Genomic DNA, 14,310 nt, shown 5'->3' with positions numbered 1-14,310 from the left:
TATCAGAAGACGCCGCACGGTGGTTACACTTCGATGAAGCGCATCTTGAAGTTGCGGCCCTTGAAGCTGCCGAAGTCGGCGCCTTCGCGGCTGCCCTTGGCCAGGCGGTCGAACGCGTCGTAGGCCACGCGGCGGTCCAGCGCCACATAGGTCTGGAATTCGAACACGTTGATCTTGCCGACCTGCTCCTTGGCCAGGCCGGCGTCGCCGGTCAGCGCGCCCAGCACGTCGCCCGGACGCAGCTTGTCCTTCTTGCCCGCCAGGATGCACAGCGTCAGGAACGGCGCCGGATCGCCTTGCGCGTACTCGTCGTTCGGCAGGTCCTTCAGCGAATGCCATTCCACCGCCTTGCCCTGGTATTCCTCGATCAGCTTGACCCACTTCTTCTCGTTCGGCGCGCACAGCGACAGTGCCAGGCCCTGCTGCTCCACGCGGCCGGTGCGCCCGATGCGGTGGATGTGCACTTCGGTGTCCTTGGACACGTCGACGTTGATCACTGCCTCCAGGTTGGCGATGTCCAGGCCGCGCGCGGCCACGTCGGTGGCCACCAGCACGGTGGCGCTGCGGTTGGCGAACAGCACCAGGATCTCGTCGCGCTCGCGCTGCTCCAGTTCGCCGTACAGGGCCAGCGCCGTAAAGCCGTCCTTGCGCAGCGACTCCACCAGCTCGCGGCAGTGCACCTTGGTGTTGCAGAAGGCGATGGCCGAGGCTGGCTGGTAGTGCTTGAGTAGCTTGCTCACGGCCGCGTCGCGGTCGTCGAAGCCCACTTCATAGAAGCGCTGCTCGATCTTGCTGTTGTCGTGCTGCGCCTGCACCGTCACTTCCACCGGGTCGGCCAGGAAGGCTTCGGTGGCCACGCGGATGTCGTCCGGGTAGGTGGCCGAGAACAGCAGCGTCTGGCGGCGTTTCGGGCAGGCCGACACGATGCCGGCGATCTCGTCGTAGAAGCCCATGTCGGTCATGCGGTCCGCTTCGTCCAGCACCAGGGTGTTGACCATGCCCAGTTCCAGCGTCTGGCGGCTCAGGTGGTCGCGGATGCGGCCGGGCGTGCCGACCACGATGTGGGCGCCGTGCTCCAGCGAGGCGATCTGCGGGCGCATCGGCGAGCCGCCGGTCAGCACCAGGATCTTCACATTGCCCACGCCGCGCGCCAGGCGGCGCAGCTCGTTGGCCACCTGGTCGGCCAGCTCGCGGGTCGGGCACATCACCAGGCCCTGGGTGGCGAACCACGCCGGGTTGACCTTGCTCAGCATGCCGATGCCGAAGGCGGCGGTCTTGCCGCTGCCGGTCTTGGCCTGGGCGATCAGGTCGCGTCCCTCCAGCACCGACGGCAGGCTCTGGGCCTGGATGGGGGTCATCTGGGTGTAGCCGAGGATGTCGAGATTGGCCAGGAAGGCGGGCGTCAGCGGCAGGCTGTGGAAGGATTCAGAACTCATGGTGGCGGACCCGGTAAAAAAGTGGGGAAGTGCGCACAGTCTAGCAGGTGCGCAGGCGGTGTCCGCTCAGGCGGACGGGCTCGTTGGGAGACGGTCTTAGTTCTGACGCCACACCGGCAAACCGGTCACGTCCAGGCCTTCTTCGCGCTGCCAGACCGGCAGGCCGCTCGTGTCGGTCGCCTCCAGCAGTTCGAGCTGTTCCTGTTTCAAGGCGGCACGACGCGTGCGCGGTGGAGGCGGGCGCTTGGGCTCGGGCTCCATCGGCGCGGCCGGCGCAAAGCCGGGCAGGTCGAAAGTCGCGTTGTCTTTTTTGTCTCTCATCTCAAAAACAAAAGCCCGGCTGCAGCAGTCGGGCTCAAATATTTAAAGCGGCACGCAGTGTAGCACAAAGCCATGCCGCCGTGGTGGGTATGATGGCCTAGCGGAAACTCAACGGAAGCTCAGCGCGCCGGTCAGGTCGCCCGGCGGGGGGGCGCCGCGCGCGGCAAAGGCCTCGTTGCGTGTCTTCAGGCCTTCCAGTAGCGGCAGGCCGTGCAGGCGGGTGAGGAAGCGCATGATGGACGTGGTGTCGTAGAAGGTGTGGTCGACCGCGCCCTTCTTGGCGTAAGGCGACACCACGATGGCCGGAATGCGCGAGCCCGGACCCCAGCGGTCGCCCTTGGGCGGCGCCACGTGGTCCCACCAGCCGCCGTTCTCGTCGAAGGTGATCACCACCACCATGTCCTTCCACTGCGGCGATTTCTGCAGGTGGGAGATGATGTTGGTGATGTGCTGGTCGCCCGATTCAATGTCCGAATAGCCGGCGTGCAGGTTCAGGTTGCCCTGCGGCTTGTAGAAGGTCACCGCCGGCAGCTTGCCCGCCACCGCGTCGGCCAGGAATTTGTTGGACATGGGGCTGTCGCCCAGGCCGCCGTCGCGCAGATGCTCGGCGCGCGCGGCGGTGCCGGGCGCGAACTGCGTGAAGTAGTTGAACGGCTGGTGGTGGTACTGGAAGTTAGGCTTGGGGCCGCCGCCCTTGGTGTCCAGCGCCGCCTGCCACGCGCCGCCGTACCAGGCCCAGCTCACGCCCTTGCGCGACAGCAGGTCGCCGATGGTGTCGTAGCTTTGCGGCGGCTGGTAGTAGGCCTCGTCCGGATTGGCCAGGTTCTGGTCGCCGTCCGGCACCGGCTTGATCCAGCTCGGCTGGTAGGGCGGCGCCATGGTGTTGACGATGTAGCCGTCCGGCGTGATGGCGCCGTCGTTCACGTACTTCGGCTTGCCTTCCAGGGCGGAGGCCGGGCTGTCCGGCGCCACGGCCAGGCGCGCGCCGGTGGGGCCGTCGGCCAGCACGGCGATCTTCTTCTTGGCCGCGCTGTTCTCCGCGTTCTTGAACTCGGCCGGGCGGCCGCTAATCAGGAACTGGTGGTTCATATAGGAGCCGCCGAAGGCCGCCATGAAGAAGTTGTCGCACAGCGTGTACTGGCGCGCCAGCTGGTACAGGCCCAGGTTCTTGGCCGTTTCGCCGTAGTAGCCCATCACCATGCCGCCGGTGTTGCCCCATGCAACAAAGCCGTCGTTCTTGCCGCCGTTGATCTGCATCTGGTTCTGGTAGAACAGGTGCCACAGGTCGCGCGTGATGACGGATTCGGGCAGCGGCTTGCCGTCCGGCGTCGTCAGCTTGAAGGGCGCGTTCGGCAGGCCCTTGATCTGTTCTTCCTTGATTTCATAGGTCTTGCCGCCTATGGTTTGCGAGTTCGGCACCATGCCGCCCCAGATCATGGGCAGTTCCGGCAGCACGCTGCCGTTGTAGTCTTTCTGGATCTGGTCGGCCGACAGCGCGGTGGGCATCGGCGAGGCGAGGCCGGGGAAGTCGGCGAACAGGTTGTTGAAGCTGCGGTTCTCGAGGTAGATGACAACCACGTTCTTCACGTGCGCTTTCAGCTTGGCGTCCAGCGAGCCGGCGGCCGGTTTCTTGGCAGGGGCGGCGCTGGCGATGCCGGGCACGGTGCTGGCGATGCCGGTGGCTGCGGCGGCCTGGAAGATGCGTCGGCGCGACGGGTTGGCTGGAAGATTGTTGTTGTCGCTCACGCGCGGCTCCTCATGAAAGATTTTCAAGCGGCAAAGTTTATCACCGCGGAGGGGAAAGCCGTAGGCAGTTTTGTAAAAGGGCTTGTTACATTAGGCCGTTTTGCCTCGACGGCGTTTGCGCTCCACCAGTTCAAAGACGGCCATCCCCGCCAGCATGGCCGCAGTGAAGATCAGCGGCTTGGCGCCGCCGCTGGCCAGCGAAGCCAGTGCCGGGCCGGGGCAATAGCCCGCCAGGCCCCAGCCGACGCCGAACGCCAGGCTGCCTGTGAGCAGCCTGCGGTCTATCAGGCTGGCGGTGGGCAGGCGCATGGGCTGGTCCAGCAGCGACCTGCTGCGCTTGCCCGCCAGGCGGAACGCCACCAGGCCGACAGCGATCGCGCCGCCCATGACGAAGGCCAGCGAAGGGTCCCAGCGGCCGGCCAGGTCCAGGAAGCCGGTCACCTTGGCGGGATTGGTCATGCCGGAAACGATCAGGCCGATGCCGAACAGCAGGCCGACGATCAGAGCCATCAAAATATTCACGATGCGCATGGCGTTCTCCTCAGGCCAGCAGGTGGCGCAGCGCGAACACGGTGCCGAAGCCGGCGCCCATGAAGGCCAGGGTGGCGGCCAGCGAGCGCGGCGACAGGCGCGACAGCCCGCAAACGCCATGGCCGCTGGTGCAGCCCGCGCCGTAGCGCGTGCCCACGCCCACCAGCAGGCCGGCCACGACCAGCACGGCGGTGCCGGCGTCGCTTTGCACGTCGGGAAGCGGCAGCGCCAGGCCGTAGGCCAGCGGCGCGGCGACCAGGCCGGCCAGGAAGGCCAGCCGCCACGTGGTGTCGCCCTTGGGCCAGGACAGCAGCCCGCCCAATATCCCGCTGATGCCGGCGATGCGCCCATTGAACAGCACGAACAGCGCGGCGGCCAGTCCTATCAGTACGCCGCCAGCCAGGCTGGTCCATGGGGTGAAATGCGCCCAGTCGATTTCCATTGTGTCGCTTCCAGTGTGTGTCTAGCCGCCCGGGTCGTGCCCGAAGCCGGTGAATTGAGGCTCGAATCCGTCATGGTAATGCAACTCGGGGGTGTTGAAGTGGGCCATGTCGTCGAACATGGCGTCCATGCTGTCCGTGCCGTACATGTTGCCGTGGATGTCGACCACGTCGTCCATCATTGGCAGGCCGGTGACCGGGTTGATTTGCATGGCCGGGATGGGGTCGAAAGCCGGCGGTGCGGCTGCGGCGGCTATTGCGGCGGAGCTGGCGGCGAAGGCTGCTGCGCCGGTGGCGTGCCTCGTGCGAGGCGCATCGTCGCCGTGGTCGTAGCCGCCGCCGTTGCTGCTGCGGACGGGCGCGGGGCGGCGCGCGCGTTCAGCGGCCTCATCCGCCTCCCGTACACGCTTGGCGGCCTCCAGCCACAACTTGAAGTCGCGGCACATCTTCAGTACCAGATTCATCGTGACGTCTTCCGGACGCAGGCCGAATTCCTTGCACATGAACTGGGTGAACGCATAGCGGCCCCGATCGCGGTCGCGCCAGGCCTCGCGCCGGGCCAGGACGGCGCGCCGCAGCGATTTGTCCAGGCTGTTCATGGCAGGCAGGACAGCCGCGAATGCGATCAGCGCGCCAGCCAGATGGAAGCGGAAGAAGGCGAGGGCCACCAGGGCCAGCGGAAGAAATACCGCGATCCGGCGCCAGCCTTCGTGGGGGACGCGGTCGGCCGGCGGGTGCGGCACGCGGACATTGTTCCAGTAGTCCAGATCCTGCCGCACGGACGCGATCAGGTCGGCCGCCAGGCGGAGATAGGTACCGGACACGATCTCGGTGCGTGGATCGCGGTGCCCGATGGGGAGGTTGGGATTCATAGGGAAGGTCTCGATTATCTGCGCTGCGGCGCGCATCTGGGCGCGGGCTTAGCGGCGCAGCAGACGCCCCAGCAAGGAGAGGGCAAACAGCAGGGCGGAGAGGGCTGCGCCCGCCATGACGGCGTAGGTGGTGAATCCGAGCCCCACGTACAAGCTCAGATGCCCGGTGTAGTGCATGAGCACCATCCCCAGCGCGCAGCCGATGGCAGCCAGAATGAAGGCCGGCTTCGCGAACCTGACGCACCCGGCGACGGCGGCCCAGCAGATGCCGAAAGGCGCCCAGAAAACCGCATAGACGCGCCGACCCAGCGGCACCTCAAACTCCGGCGCGGGTAAATCCTTCATTTTCATCATGGTTGTCTTTGGAGTGTGTCCATATGGCAATATTAGCATATGGTCTCCGGGCGTGCGGAGGCGCGCCGGAAAAGCAAAAAGCCGCTGATTCCTGTTAAGAATCAACGGCTTGCTATGTCTGGTTGCGGGGACAGGATTTGAACCTGTGACCTTCGGGTTATGAGCCCGACGAGCTGCCAGACTGCTCCACCCCGCGTCTGAGGCCCGAATTATATACAAGCCTGTTTCATTCCGCAAGGGTGAATTTTATAAATGAATTTTCCCCGCGCTTTACGCGGCGGCCAGGCGCCACAGCGAGGTGACTTCGGCGGCGCGGGCGGCGTGCAGCGGGTCGGTGGCGTCGGCGGCGCGGGCGTGGGTCGGACGCACGTCGTGGCGCTCCAGCACCTTCAGGCCGGCGGCGGCGATCCATTCCATCAGCTGCTCGCGCGGACGCAGGCCCAGGTGCTCGGCCAGGTCGGACAGGATCAGCCAGCCTTCGCCGCCCGGCGTCAGATGGTCTTTCAGGCCGCCGAGGAAGCCGCGCAGCATGGCGCTGTCCGGGTCGTACACCGCGTGTTCGATCGGCGAGCTGGGGCGGGCCGGCACCCACGGCGGGTTGCACACCACCAGCGGCGCGCGGCCTTCGGGGAAGAGATTGGCTTTCACCAGCTCGACCTGGCGGCTCAGGTCCAGGTTGTGCAGGTTTTCGCGGGCGCAGCTGAGGGCGCGCTGGTCCTGGTCGGTGGCCACCACGCGCTCAATGCCGCGCCGCGCCAGCACGGCCGACAGCACGCCGGTGCCCACGCCGATGTCGAACGCCAGCTTGGCGTTCTTCGGCAGCGGCGCCTCGTTCACCAGCGCCACATATTCGCCGCGCACCGGCGAGAACACGCCGTAGTGCGGGTGGATGCGCTCGCCCAGCGCCGGAATCTCCACGCCGTTGCGGCGCCATTCGTGCGCGCCGATCACGCCCAGCAGTTCGCGCAGCGACATGGCGAACGGGTGCTCGCCACGGCCGTAGGCTTCGTTGCAGGCCAGTTTCACGTCCGGCGCGCGGCGCAGGGGAATGCTGTAGTCCGCTTCGAACGGCACCAGCAGCATGGCCAGCGTGCGGCCGCGCTGCGATTGCGCCTGGCGGTGCAGGTGGAAGGCTTCGGTGGGCGTGGCCGGCACCTTGGGCGCCTTGGCTTTCTTGCCCTTGCTGCCCTTGTGGTCGGCGCGGCGGGCCAGCGCTTGCAGCAGCTGGCGCGCGTTCTGGAAGTCGCCCTTCCACAGCAGCGCCGTGCCTTCGCAGGCCAGGCGGTAGGCGGTGTCCGCGTTGGTGGTGTCGTCGGCGATGACGATGCGCTTGGGCGGCGCCATGCCGCTCTCGGAGCGCCAGAGTGCCGAGTGGTCCGTGCCGTTTTCGGTCCAGTGGATGTATTGTGCTTCGGGAGTGGCTGCGGTCATGGAATCTTCAATCTTGTAGGTAAACGGCAGAACCGCCGCGCTGGGGCGGCGGTTCTGTATCAGCGGCTATTATACGCGGCGCGCCGGAGCTGCCGGCGCGGAGGATCAGGCGGCGGCTTGCTGCGGTTCGGTTTCCGCAGCCGGTATCACGGGCGCGGCGGGCGCTGGCTCGGCTGCCGGGCTTGCTGCTGCCGCTGCTGCTGCAGCCTCAGGCACGCTGCCCGGTGCCTTGGCCAGCACATTGGCCGGCGTTTCCTGCGTGCCGTAAGCGTGGGCGACGGCTTTGGACTTGCCGGCTTGCGGGCCGTAGGTGTCGAGCTGTTCGGTGCTGTTGACCAGGTTGAGCAGGCGCAGCGACAGCGTGCCCAGCTTTTGCTGCTCGCCAGGCTGCTTCTTGTCTTCCTGCACCACGTCGCTCTTGAGCGGCTTGTCGAACAGGCGGAACAGGTCTTGCAGGCTGCCGGGGAATTTAATGTCCGGGAACTCCACGGCCGGCAGCGGATCGGCTGCCGAGCGCGCCGCTTTGGCAGCGTCGGCTGCGCCATCGGCGGCGGCCGTGCTCTGGCTGGCGCTGGCTTGCAGCGCGTAGTCGTACTGGACTTCCACTTCAAAATCGAAAGTGCTGCCGTCGGCGGTGGTGATGGTGCCTTTGCCGAGGAAATGCGAGCTTTCCGTCAGGCTGAACGCGGCCGATTTGCTGCTGCCGCCCGCGCCCTGGCTTTGCTGCACGCCCGCCGCAAAGCTGGACGAAGATTCCAGGCTGACCGAGTCAAACGACACGGTAGCGCCCTTGGCGCTGTCGCCGAACAGCTGCTGGGCGAAGCTGCCGAGCAGGTTTTGCGCCAGGTCCACGGTGGAATTGCCCAGGGAGTCGACGCGCTGCTGCAGGTCGATGCCGTTCTTGGACAGGGACACTAAATCGTTCTGTGCCTTCTCCAGCAGCGAGGAATTGCCAACGTGCAAGTTCTTGCTGTCTGTTTGCTGGTTAGCAAGAGACAGGCCGGCGGGCTGGAGCTGGCGGGAGCTCAGGGGAGAGATAGTGGACATCGCGGCACCTATTAACGGGTTTCCTGTTCTAACGGCATAAAACCCGATTTCTTTAGCGCCGCCGTGCTTAATGGTGGTGCGACCAGCTGCCGTCCGGGGAGGCCAGATACGATTGCACGGCGTCTTTTTGGCCGGTGGCGTGGCGTTTTACTTCGCCGCACTGGCAGATGCCCTGGTATGGCTGGATATGGGAGCAGGCCGATACTTTCTGCAGGAACACTTGTACCGATTTGTTGCATTTCACGCATTTAAACGTCAGCGTGCGGGGGGCTTTCAGCATGGGAGGCTCGCGGAAAAAAGGGAGGATTCTAGCATTAAGCGTAGACGTCGACGGCGGCCCCGGCCGCCGGCCCGGACCCGCCGGGGGCGTAGGCCCGCTCCAGTTCGGCGCGCGCCTGCTGTTCCAGCTGCTGGGCGCGCGCGGCCACGGCGCGGTCCTGGGACGATGGTTCGGCCGGCGCCAGGGCGGCGGCCTGGATGGTGCGGGCGCGGGCCATGGTTTCCTGCGGGCTGGCGCCGGGGGAGGTGTCGATGCTGACTTCGCCGCCCACGGCGTAGTTCACGCCGTTGGCGCCGCGCTGGTAGGTGTAGCTGGGGCCGGAGGTGGCCAGGCCGCCGGCGGCAGACAAATGGGCCAGTTCATGCTGGCGCACCTCGGTGTCGCGCTGCTTGAGTTTGGCTATCTGCGCCAGCTGTTCGGGCGACAGCTGCACCCTGGCCTGCGCGCTGGCGGGCGCGGCCGCACTGGAGACGGAGGAGATGGCGCTGATGCTCATGGCCATTCCATCTTAGCAAAAAGCGTAACAAAGTGTTGTATTCGGCGCGGCGCGGTCAACTGAATGGCCAGGGCCGCGTTGAACGCTTATCCGAACCGTTGCTGAAAGAGGCTAGCTGTGGACCAGAAGAAACACCCGACGAAGGAAGCCGTGCGGGAGTGGATGCGGAACAAGATCGAGGAACGCCGCCCACCGCCCGACCCGCAGCAAGTGCGGCGCGAGCTGGGCTGGGACATGGTGAAAGTCGAGCGCGGCGAACTGCCCGTGCGTTAGGACGCCAGCACCGAGACCACGCTCTTGCCGCCCGCCGAGGGCTGCACCAGGATGCGGGTGGAAATCCGCTCCGTCATCTCCTGCACGTGGGAGATCACGCCGACCTTGCGGCCCATCGCTTGCAGCCCGTCCAGCGCGTCCATGGCCACGCGCAGGGTTTCGGCGTCCAGGCTGCCGAAGCCTTCGTCGATGAACAGCGATTCCACCCGCACCCGGTTGGACGACAGCGACGCCAGCCCCAGCGCGAGCGCCAGCGACACCAGGAAGGATTCGCCGCCGGACAGCGAGTGCACCGAACGCATTTCGCCGCCCATGTCCTGGTCGCGCACCAGCAGGCCCAGCGAGGGGCCGCTGCTGTGGTTGATGCGCTCGAGCTGGTAGCGGCGCGCCAGGTGGCCCAGGTGGGCGTTGGCGTAGCCCAGCAGGACGTCCAGCGTGAATTGCTGCGCGTAGTTGCGGAATTTCTTGCCGTCGGCCGAACCGATCAGCTCACTCAGGCGCGCCCAGCGCTGTTCGATGGCTTCCTGCTGTTCAATCTCTCCCAGCATGGCGTGCGCGCGCTGGCGCTTGTCGTTGTCCTGCGCGAGGCCGAGGCGGTGCGCGGCGGCCTGGTCGTGGGCCAGCTTGCGCTCGGCCGACAGCTGGTCCAGCGCCTGCGCCAGCGTTTCCATGCTGCGGCTGGCGCCCGCCTGCGCCGGGGCGCTCTCCAGATGCTGCTGGCGCTGGAGCTGGCGTTCTTTCAGCACCGTGGCGGCGCTGGCCGCTGCCTGGTCCAGCGCGTGCAGCGCCTCGCGTTCGGCGCGGATGGCGTCCGCCGGGCGGAAGAGCAGGGCCAGCAGTTCTTCCAGCGTGATGGCGCTGCCGGCCAGTTCGGCCAGGTCGATGGTTCCGGTCTCCGGCGCGGCCTGCTGGTGGTTGAAGCTGTCCAGCCAGGCGGCGAGGCGGGCGGCGGCGGCTTCGGCGGCGGCGTGCAGCGTGTCCAGGCGGGCGGCCGACTGGGCGATGGCCTCTTCGGCGCGCGCATGCTGCTGTGCTGCCTGCTGGCCCGCTTGCTGCTGCGCCGCGTGACGCGCGCGCGCGGCGTCGATGGCCGCTTGCAGCAGCACTTCCACGTCGCGCACCTCCTTGCCGCCCCACAGGGCCATGCGCTGTTCCTGCATGGCTTGCAGGCCGGCGTCGGCGCTGCTGAAGGCGCTGCGGGCGGCGTCGGCGTCCTGGCCGGTCTTGGCCTGGGCGGCGGCCAGCGCGTGCAGTTCCGCGTCCAGCGCGGCGAAGGCGTGGGCGCGTTCGTCCAGCTGGGTGCGCTGGGTCTGCCATTGCCGGGCTTCGGCGCGGCGCGCCTCGTAGAAGCGCGCGGGGCCGGACTTCCATTCGTCCTTCCAGCCTTCGTTCGGCAGCTCGGTGCTGTTGAATGCCGCGTCCAGTTCGTCCAGCAGGCCGCTCAGCTGCAGCGCCACTTCAATGCGCTTGTCCTCCAGTGCCTGGAATTCAGCGTTCGACTGCGCCAGCGCGGTGTGCGCGGCCGCTGCGGCGGCTTGCTGGCGCGCGTGTTCGGCAGTGGCGCTGTCGCAGGCCTGCTGCGCAGCGTCGCGCGCTGCGCTCGCCCGTCGCTGCGCCAGTTCCTGCTCGCCGATCAGCTGGAGCGCGTCGCGCGCGCCGGACAGCTCGGCGGCGAACCAGGCCGCAGCGTCTGCGCCTGCGGCGGCTTCGGTCTCAGCCGCCAGCGGGTGCGCGCTCCATGTGGCGCCGGCGCGGGCCAGCGCTTCCTCCAGCGCGTGCTGCTCGGTGGCCAGCAAGGCCAGCCGCTCGACGCTGTTTTGCGCGGTGGTGCGCTGGTAGGTCTGCAGTTCGATGTTCTTTTGCAGCTGCTCGCGGCAGCGCGTCACCTCGGCCTGCAGGCTGGCGTGCATGGCGGCCAGGGCGCCGTCGTCGTGGCGGTAGGGGTGCTCCTCCGCGCCGCAGACCGGGCAGGGCTGGCCGTCCTGCAGCGTGGCGCGCAGCGTTTCCACGTTTTCCGCGCAAGCGGCTTCGGCCAGTTTCAGCGAACGTTCGGCCTGGCCGAAAGTCGCCATCAGGATCGCGTGCTGCTGCTGCGCCTCGGCCAGATGCTGTTCCGCCGCTGCCTTGCTGCGCTGCTGCTGCGCGGCGTCGCCGTCGAGCTGCGCCTTGCGCTGCCGGCGCGCGTCCAGCTCGGACCATGCCTTCTCGCCGGTGGCCAGCAGGTCGCGCCGCTGCTCCAGCGCGCGGCGGCGGCCGTGCATGGCCTCCGCGTCAAACGCCGCCAGCGCGGCAATGGCTTGCTGGCGCTGCGTTTCCAGCGCTTGCAGGCGTTCGGCTGCGCCTTCCAGCCCTGCCGTGGCGCGCGCTGCTTCGTCGCGGTGGTGGCTGGCCTGGCGCTGCACCGCCGCCAGCGCGTAGCCGTGTTTCTCGGCCTGCGAGGCGGCTTGTCCGGCCTGCACGAACAGCACGTCCCACTTCTGCCACGACTCGGCCAGCGCCTGCCATTGCTGGTGGCGCGCCAGCCACGCCGCCCCGTGCTCCTGCGCGGCGCTGAGCTGGCGGTGCTCGGTTTGCTTGTTCTGCAAGGCGCTGCGGGCCAGCTTGTCTGCCTGGCTGGCCGTTTCCAGCGCGGCGCTGGCCTGCCGGTGGGCGGGCAGCATGGCTTCGATGCGCGCGTCCAGCGCCTTGGCCTGGTCCAGCTTGGGCGCGGCGTTGCGCTGCGCCGCTTCGGCTTCAGCCACCGCCGCTTCGGATTGCAGCAGCACGGCCGCCGCATGCGCCTGCGCCTGCAGCGCCTGTTCGGATTCCAGTTTGCGCGCCGCCAGCGCTGCTTGCGCGGTCTCGATCTCGCCTTCGATGCGCGTGATGTCGGCGGCGAGCGGGCGCGCGGGCTGCACGGCGTCCAGCTGCTCCAGCGCGGCGCGGCGCGGCGCCGCCGCTTCCACATCCGCCAAGCGCTCCTGCAAGGATTGCTGCGCTTGCAGCTCGCTCTGTTCCAGCCTTTGCGCCTGCTCGTGCCAGCGCAGTTCCTGTTCCAGCACGGCTTTTTGCGCGTCCAGTTCCGCCACCACGGCGTCCGCCTGGGCGCTTTGCGCTTCCAGCGCGCCGCGCTCCTCGCCGCTGAGCGGCTTCTGGTCCGCCAGGCGGCCGGTGAGGCGCTGCAGCGCCGCCTGTTCCAGCTTGGCGCGCTCGAAGGCGCGCATGGAAATCTCGCTGTAGACGGCGCTGCCGGTCAGCGTTTCGAGCAGCTCGCCGCGCTCGTTGTCGTCCGCTTTCAGGAAAGTGGCGAACTCGTTTTGCGCCAGCAGCACGGCGCGCGTGAACTGCTCGAACGACAGGCCGATGCGCTTTTCGATTTCCGCCTTCACTTCGGTCTTGGTGCCGCCCACCGGCAGCAGGTCCGGCAGTTGCAGCAAGCTCATTGCCGTGGGCTGCAGCGCGCCCTCGGCCTTGTTGCGCGAGCGGCGCACGCTCCAGCGCGCGCGGTAGCGGTGGTTGTCGCTGCCGACGAAATCGACTTCCGCGTAGCCGTCGGCCACGCCCCGGCGCAGCAGGTTGCGCGTGTCCTGCGTGGTGACGGTTTCGGCGCCCACGTCCGGCAGCATGCTGCGGCCCAGGGCTTTCAGCAGGCGCGGCGTGGCGTCGTACAAGGCCAGGCACAGCGCGTCGAGCAGGGTGCTTTTGCCCGCGCCGGTGGGGCCGCTGATGGCGAACAGGCCGGCCGAGGCCAGCGGCTCCTGTTCAAAGTCCACACTGAATTCTCCGGCCAGCGAGGCCAGGTTTTTACCGCCGATTCTGAGGATGCGCATAGATATTCTTGGTTCAGGCGCCGGGCAGCATAAGCTCGGTAAAGGCACTCAACTGGTCCGCCGGCGCTTCGTTGCCGAAGCGCTGGAGGTAGAGGCGCTTGAAGATGTCGTCCGGCTGCAGCTTGTCCAGCTGGTCCAGCGTCAGCGCGGCGTCGTCGAGCGAGGGGGCGCGGCTGGGCGTGGAGGTCTCGATTTTCGCCAGGCGGAACGGCTTGCCTTCCAGCGCGGCTTCCACGCGGGAGCGCATGCCGGGCTGCGGCGCGTCCAGCAGCACGCGTACTTCCAGGAAGGGCCAGGCTTCGGGCGGCAAGGCGGTTTCGCCGGGCAGGGCGGCCAGCGCTTCCAGCACCTGCTCCAGCGGGGCGGGCTTGGCCGGCACGCGCATCAGCTCCACCGCGCGCGGCACGGGGATGGCGCTCACTTCGCAGGGCGTGCCGCCGGCGCCTAGGTCCACGCGCAGGATCTGGTGGCGGTAGCCGGTTTCGGCGAAGGACAGCGGAATGGGGCTGCCGCAGTAGCGTATGCCTTCCTGTTTACCCACCGCCTGCGCCAGGTGCAGGTGGCCCAGCGCCGCGTAGGCGATGGATGGGCCGAAGATCCCGGTTGGCAGCATCTCGGTGCCGCCGATGACGATGCGGCGTTCGGAGTCGTTCGACATCTGCCCGTCCACCATGTGGCAGTGGCCCATGGCGATGATGGACTGGCCGGGCTGCAGGCGCGACTGCGCCACTTCGCAGGCTTGCTGGTAGAGCAGGGCGATGCCGGCCAGGTAAGGATCGGCGGGGGGCTGGCCGTCCTGGCCGGCATCCGGCTGGCGCGGCACGTCGCCGGGGCGCAGGAAGGGCACGGCCAGGCACCAGGCCTCCACCGCGCCGCTCTTGCCGGTCAGCGGCAGCACCAGGCGCTCCACGTCGATCTGGCCGTCGGCGCCGCGCGGCACATTGCCGATCACTTGCGTGCCGTGCGCTTCGAGCAGCGGGCCGGGGGCTTCCAGGCGGCCCGGCGAGTCGTGGTTGCCGGCGATGACGATCAGGTCGAGCTGCGGCGCGCGCGCCCTGGCCTGCTGCAGGAAGCGGTACAGCTGGCGCTGCGCGGCGGACGAGGGATTGGCGTTGTCGAACACGTCGCCGGCGATCAGCAGCGCGTCGGCCTGCTCGGCGACGATGGTGTCGAGCAGCCAGTCGAGGAAGCACTGGTGCTCGTAGCCGCGTTCAAAATTGTGGAGCGACTGGCCCAGATGCCAGTCGGAGGTGTGCAGCAGACGCATGGATTGC

The 14,310-nt window shown here is 67.9% G+C and carries 13 protein-coding genes and 1 tRNA gene; all 14 read right to left on the bottom strand.

The window, feature by feature from the left end:
- Nucleotides 1-23: 23 nt before the first annotated feature.
- The gene (gene dbpA / locus AC07S4_RS23650) at nt 24-1,436 is read right to left on the bottom strand and encodes an ATP-dependent RNA helicase DbpA (RefSeq protein ID WP_494988951.1); all 1,413 of its coding nucleotides are present in this window, start codon (nt 1,434-1,436) and stop codon (nt 24-26) included.
- A gap of 96 nt (nt 1,437-1,532) precedes the next feature.
- On the bottom strand, nt 1,533-1,757 hold the full coding sequence (locus AC07S4_RS23645) for a hypothetical protein (protein ID WP_494988950.1): 225 nt from the start codon (nt 1,755-1,757) through the stop codon (nt 1,533-1,535).
- Nucleotides 1,758-1,865: 108 nt separating this feature from the next.
- Entirely contained in the window at nt 1,866-3,503 is a 1,638-nt protein-coding gene (locus tag AC07S4_RS23640; protein ID WP_494988949.1) for an acid phosphatase, read from the bottom strand.
- A gap of 90 nt (nt 3,504-3,593) precedes the next feature.
- Nucleotides 3,594-4,025, bottom strand: a complete 432-nt coding sequence (locus AC07S4_RS23635) for a YeeE/YedE family protein (protein ID WP_494989179.1) — start codon at nt 4,023-4,025, stop codon at nt 3,594-3,596.
- Nucleotides 4,026-4,044: 19 nt separating this feature from the next.
- Nucleotides 4,045-4,476, bottom strand: coding sequence for a YeeE/YedE family protein (locus AC07S4_RS23630; RefSeq protein WP_494988948.1), 432 nt, complete (start codon nt 4,474-4,476; stop codon nt 4,045-4,047).
- Between the two features lie 21 nt (nt 4,477-4,497).
- Nucleotides 4,498-5,346: a hypothetical protein gene (locus AC07S4_RS23625; RefSeq protein WP_494988947.1), complete on the bottom strand. Its 849-nt coding sequence runs from the start codon at nt 5,344-5,346 to the stop codon at nt 4,498-4,500.
- A 48-nt stretch (nt 5,347-5,394) separates the two neighbouring features.
- Nucleotides 5,395-5,700: a hypothetical protein gene (locus AC07S4_RS23620; RefSeq protein ID WP_494988946.1), complete on the bottom strand. Its 306-nt coding sequence runs from the start codon at nt 5,698-5,700 to the stop codon at nt 5,395-5,397.
- 119 nt (nt 5,701-5,819) lie between these two features.
- Nucleotides 5,820-5,896, bottom strand: a tRNA-Met gene (locus AC07S4_RS23615).
- Between the two features lie 74 nt (nt 5,897-5,970).
- Complete coding sequence (locus tag AC07S4_RS23610; protein ID WP_494988945.1) at nt 5,971-7,131, bottom strand: methyltransferase; 1,161 nt, start codon at nt 7,129-7,131, stop codon at nt 5,971-5,973.
- Nucleotides 7,132-7,236: 105 nt separating this feature from the next.
- A complete protein-coding gene (locus tag AC07S4_RS23605; RefSeq protein WP_494988944.1) occupies nt 7,237-8,178 on the bottom strand; it encodes a hypothetical protein in 942 nt (313 codons plus the stop codon).
- Between the two features lie 67 nt (nt 8,179-8,245).
- Nucleotides 8,246-8,458, bottom strand: coding sequence for a hypothetical protein (locus AC07S4_RS23600; protein WP_107875433.1), 213 nt, complete (start codon nt 8,456-8,458; stop codon nt 8,246-8,248).
- Between the two features lie 34 nt (nt 8,459-8,492).
- Nucleotides 8,493-8,954: a putative metalloprotease CJM1_0395 family protein gene (locus AC07S4_RS23595; RefSeq protein ID WP_494988943.1), complete on the bottom strand. Its 462-nt coding sequence runs from the start codon at nt 8,952-8,954 to the stop codon at nt 8,493-8,495.
- 269 nt (nt 8,955-9,223) lie between these two features.
- The gene (locus AC07S4_RS23590) at nt 9,224-13,036 is read right to left on the bottom strand and encodes an AAA family ATPase (protein WP_494988942.1); all 3,813 of its coding nucleotides are present in this window, start codon (nt 13,034-13,036) and stop codon (nt 9,224-9,226) included.
- A 13-nt stretch (nt 13,037-13,049) separates the two neighbouring features.
- On the bottom strand, nt 13,050-14,303 hold the full coding sequence (locus AC07S4_RS23585; RefSeq protein ID WP_494988941.1) for an exonuclease SbcCD subunit D C-terminal domain-containing protein: 1,254 nt from the start codon (nt 14,301-14,303) through the stop codon (nt 13,050-13,052).
- Nucleotides 14,304-14,310 lie beyond the last annotated feature (7 nt).

The sequence above is a fragment of the Pseudoduganella sp. GW821-FHT05F09 genome (assembly GCF_059419605.1).
This window is presented reverse-complemented; position numbering and strand designations above follow the sequence as displayed.

Bases quoted from the DNA above. Each gene is read 5' to 3' on its own strand.
- AC07S4_RS23620 (WP_494988946.1), bottom strand. From the start codon at position 5,700: ATGATGAAAATGAAGGATTTACCCGCGCCGGAGTTTGAGGTGCCGCTG.
- dbpA (WP_494988951.1), bottom strand. From the start codon at position 1,436: ATGAGTTCTGAATCCTTCCACAGCCTGCCGCTGACGCCCGCCTTCCTG.
- AC07S4_RS23645 (WP_494988950.1), bottom strand. From the start codon at position 1,757: ATGAGAGACAAAAAAGACAACGCGACTTTCGACCTGCCCGGCTTTGCG.
- AC07S4_RS23595 (WP_494988943.1), bottom strand. From the start codon at position 8,954: ATGAGCATCAGCGCCATCTCCTCCGTCTCCAGTGCGGCCGCGCCCGCC.
- AC07S4_RS23600 (WP_107875433.1), bottom strand. From the start codon at position 8,458: ATGCTGAAAGCCCCCCGCACGCTGACGTTTAAATGCGTGAAATGCAAC.
- AC07S4_RS23630 (WP_494988948.1), bottom strand. From the start codon at position 4,476: ATGGAAATCGACTGGGCGCATTTCACCCCATGGACCAGCCTGGCTGGC.
- AC07S4_RS23585 (WP_494988941.1), bottom strand. From the start codon at position 14,303: ATGCGTCTGCTGCACACCTCCGACTGGCATCTGGGCCAGTCGCTCCAC.
- AC07S4_RS23605 (WP_494988944.1), bottom strand. From the start codon at position 8,178: ATGTCCACTATCTCTCCCCTGAGCTCCCGCCAGCTCCAGCCCGCCGGC.
- AC07S4_RS23610 (WP_494988945.1), bottom strand. From the start codon at position 7,131: ATGACCGCAGCCACTCCCGAAGCACAATACATCCACTGGACCGAAAAC.
- AC07S4_RS23625 (WP_494988947.1), bottom strand. From the start codon at position 5,346: ATGAATCCCAACCTCCCCATCGGGCACCGCGATCCACGCACCGAGATC.
- AC07S4_RS23590 (WP_494988942.1), bottom strand. From the start codon at position 13,036: ATGCGCATCCTCAGAATCGGCGGTAAAAACCTGGCCTCGCTGGCCGGA.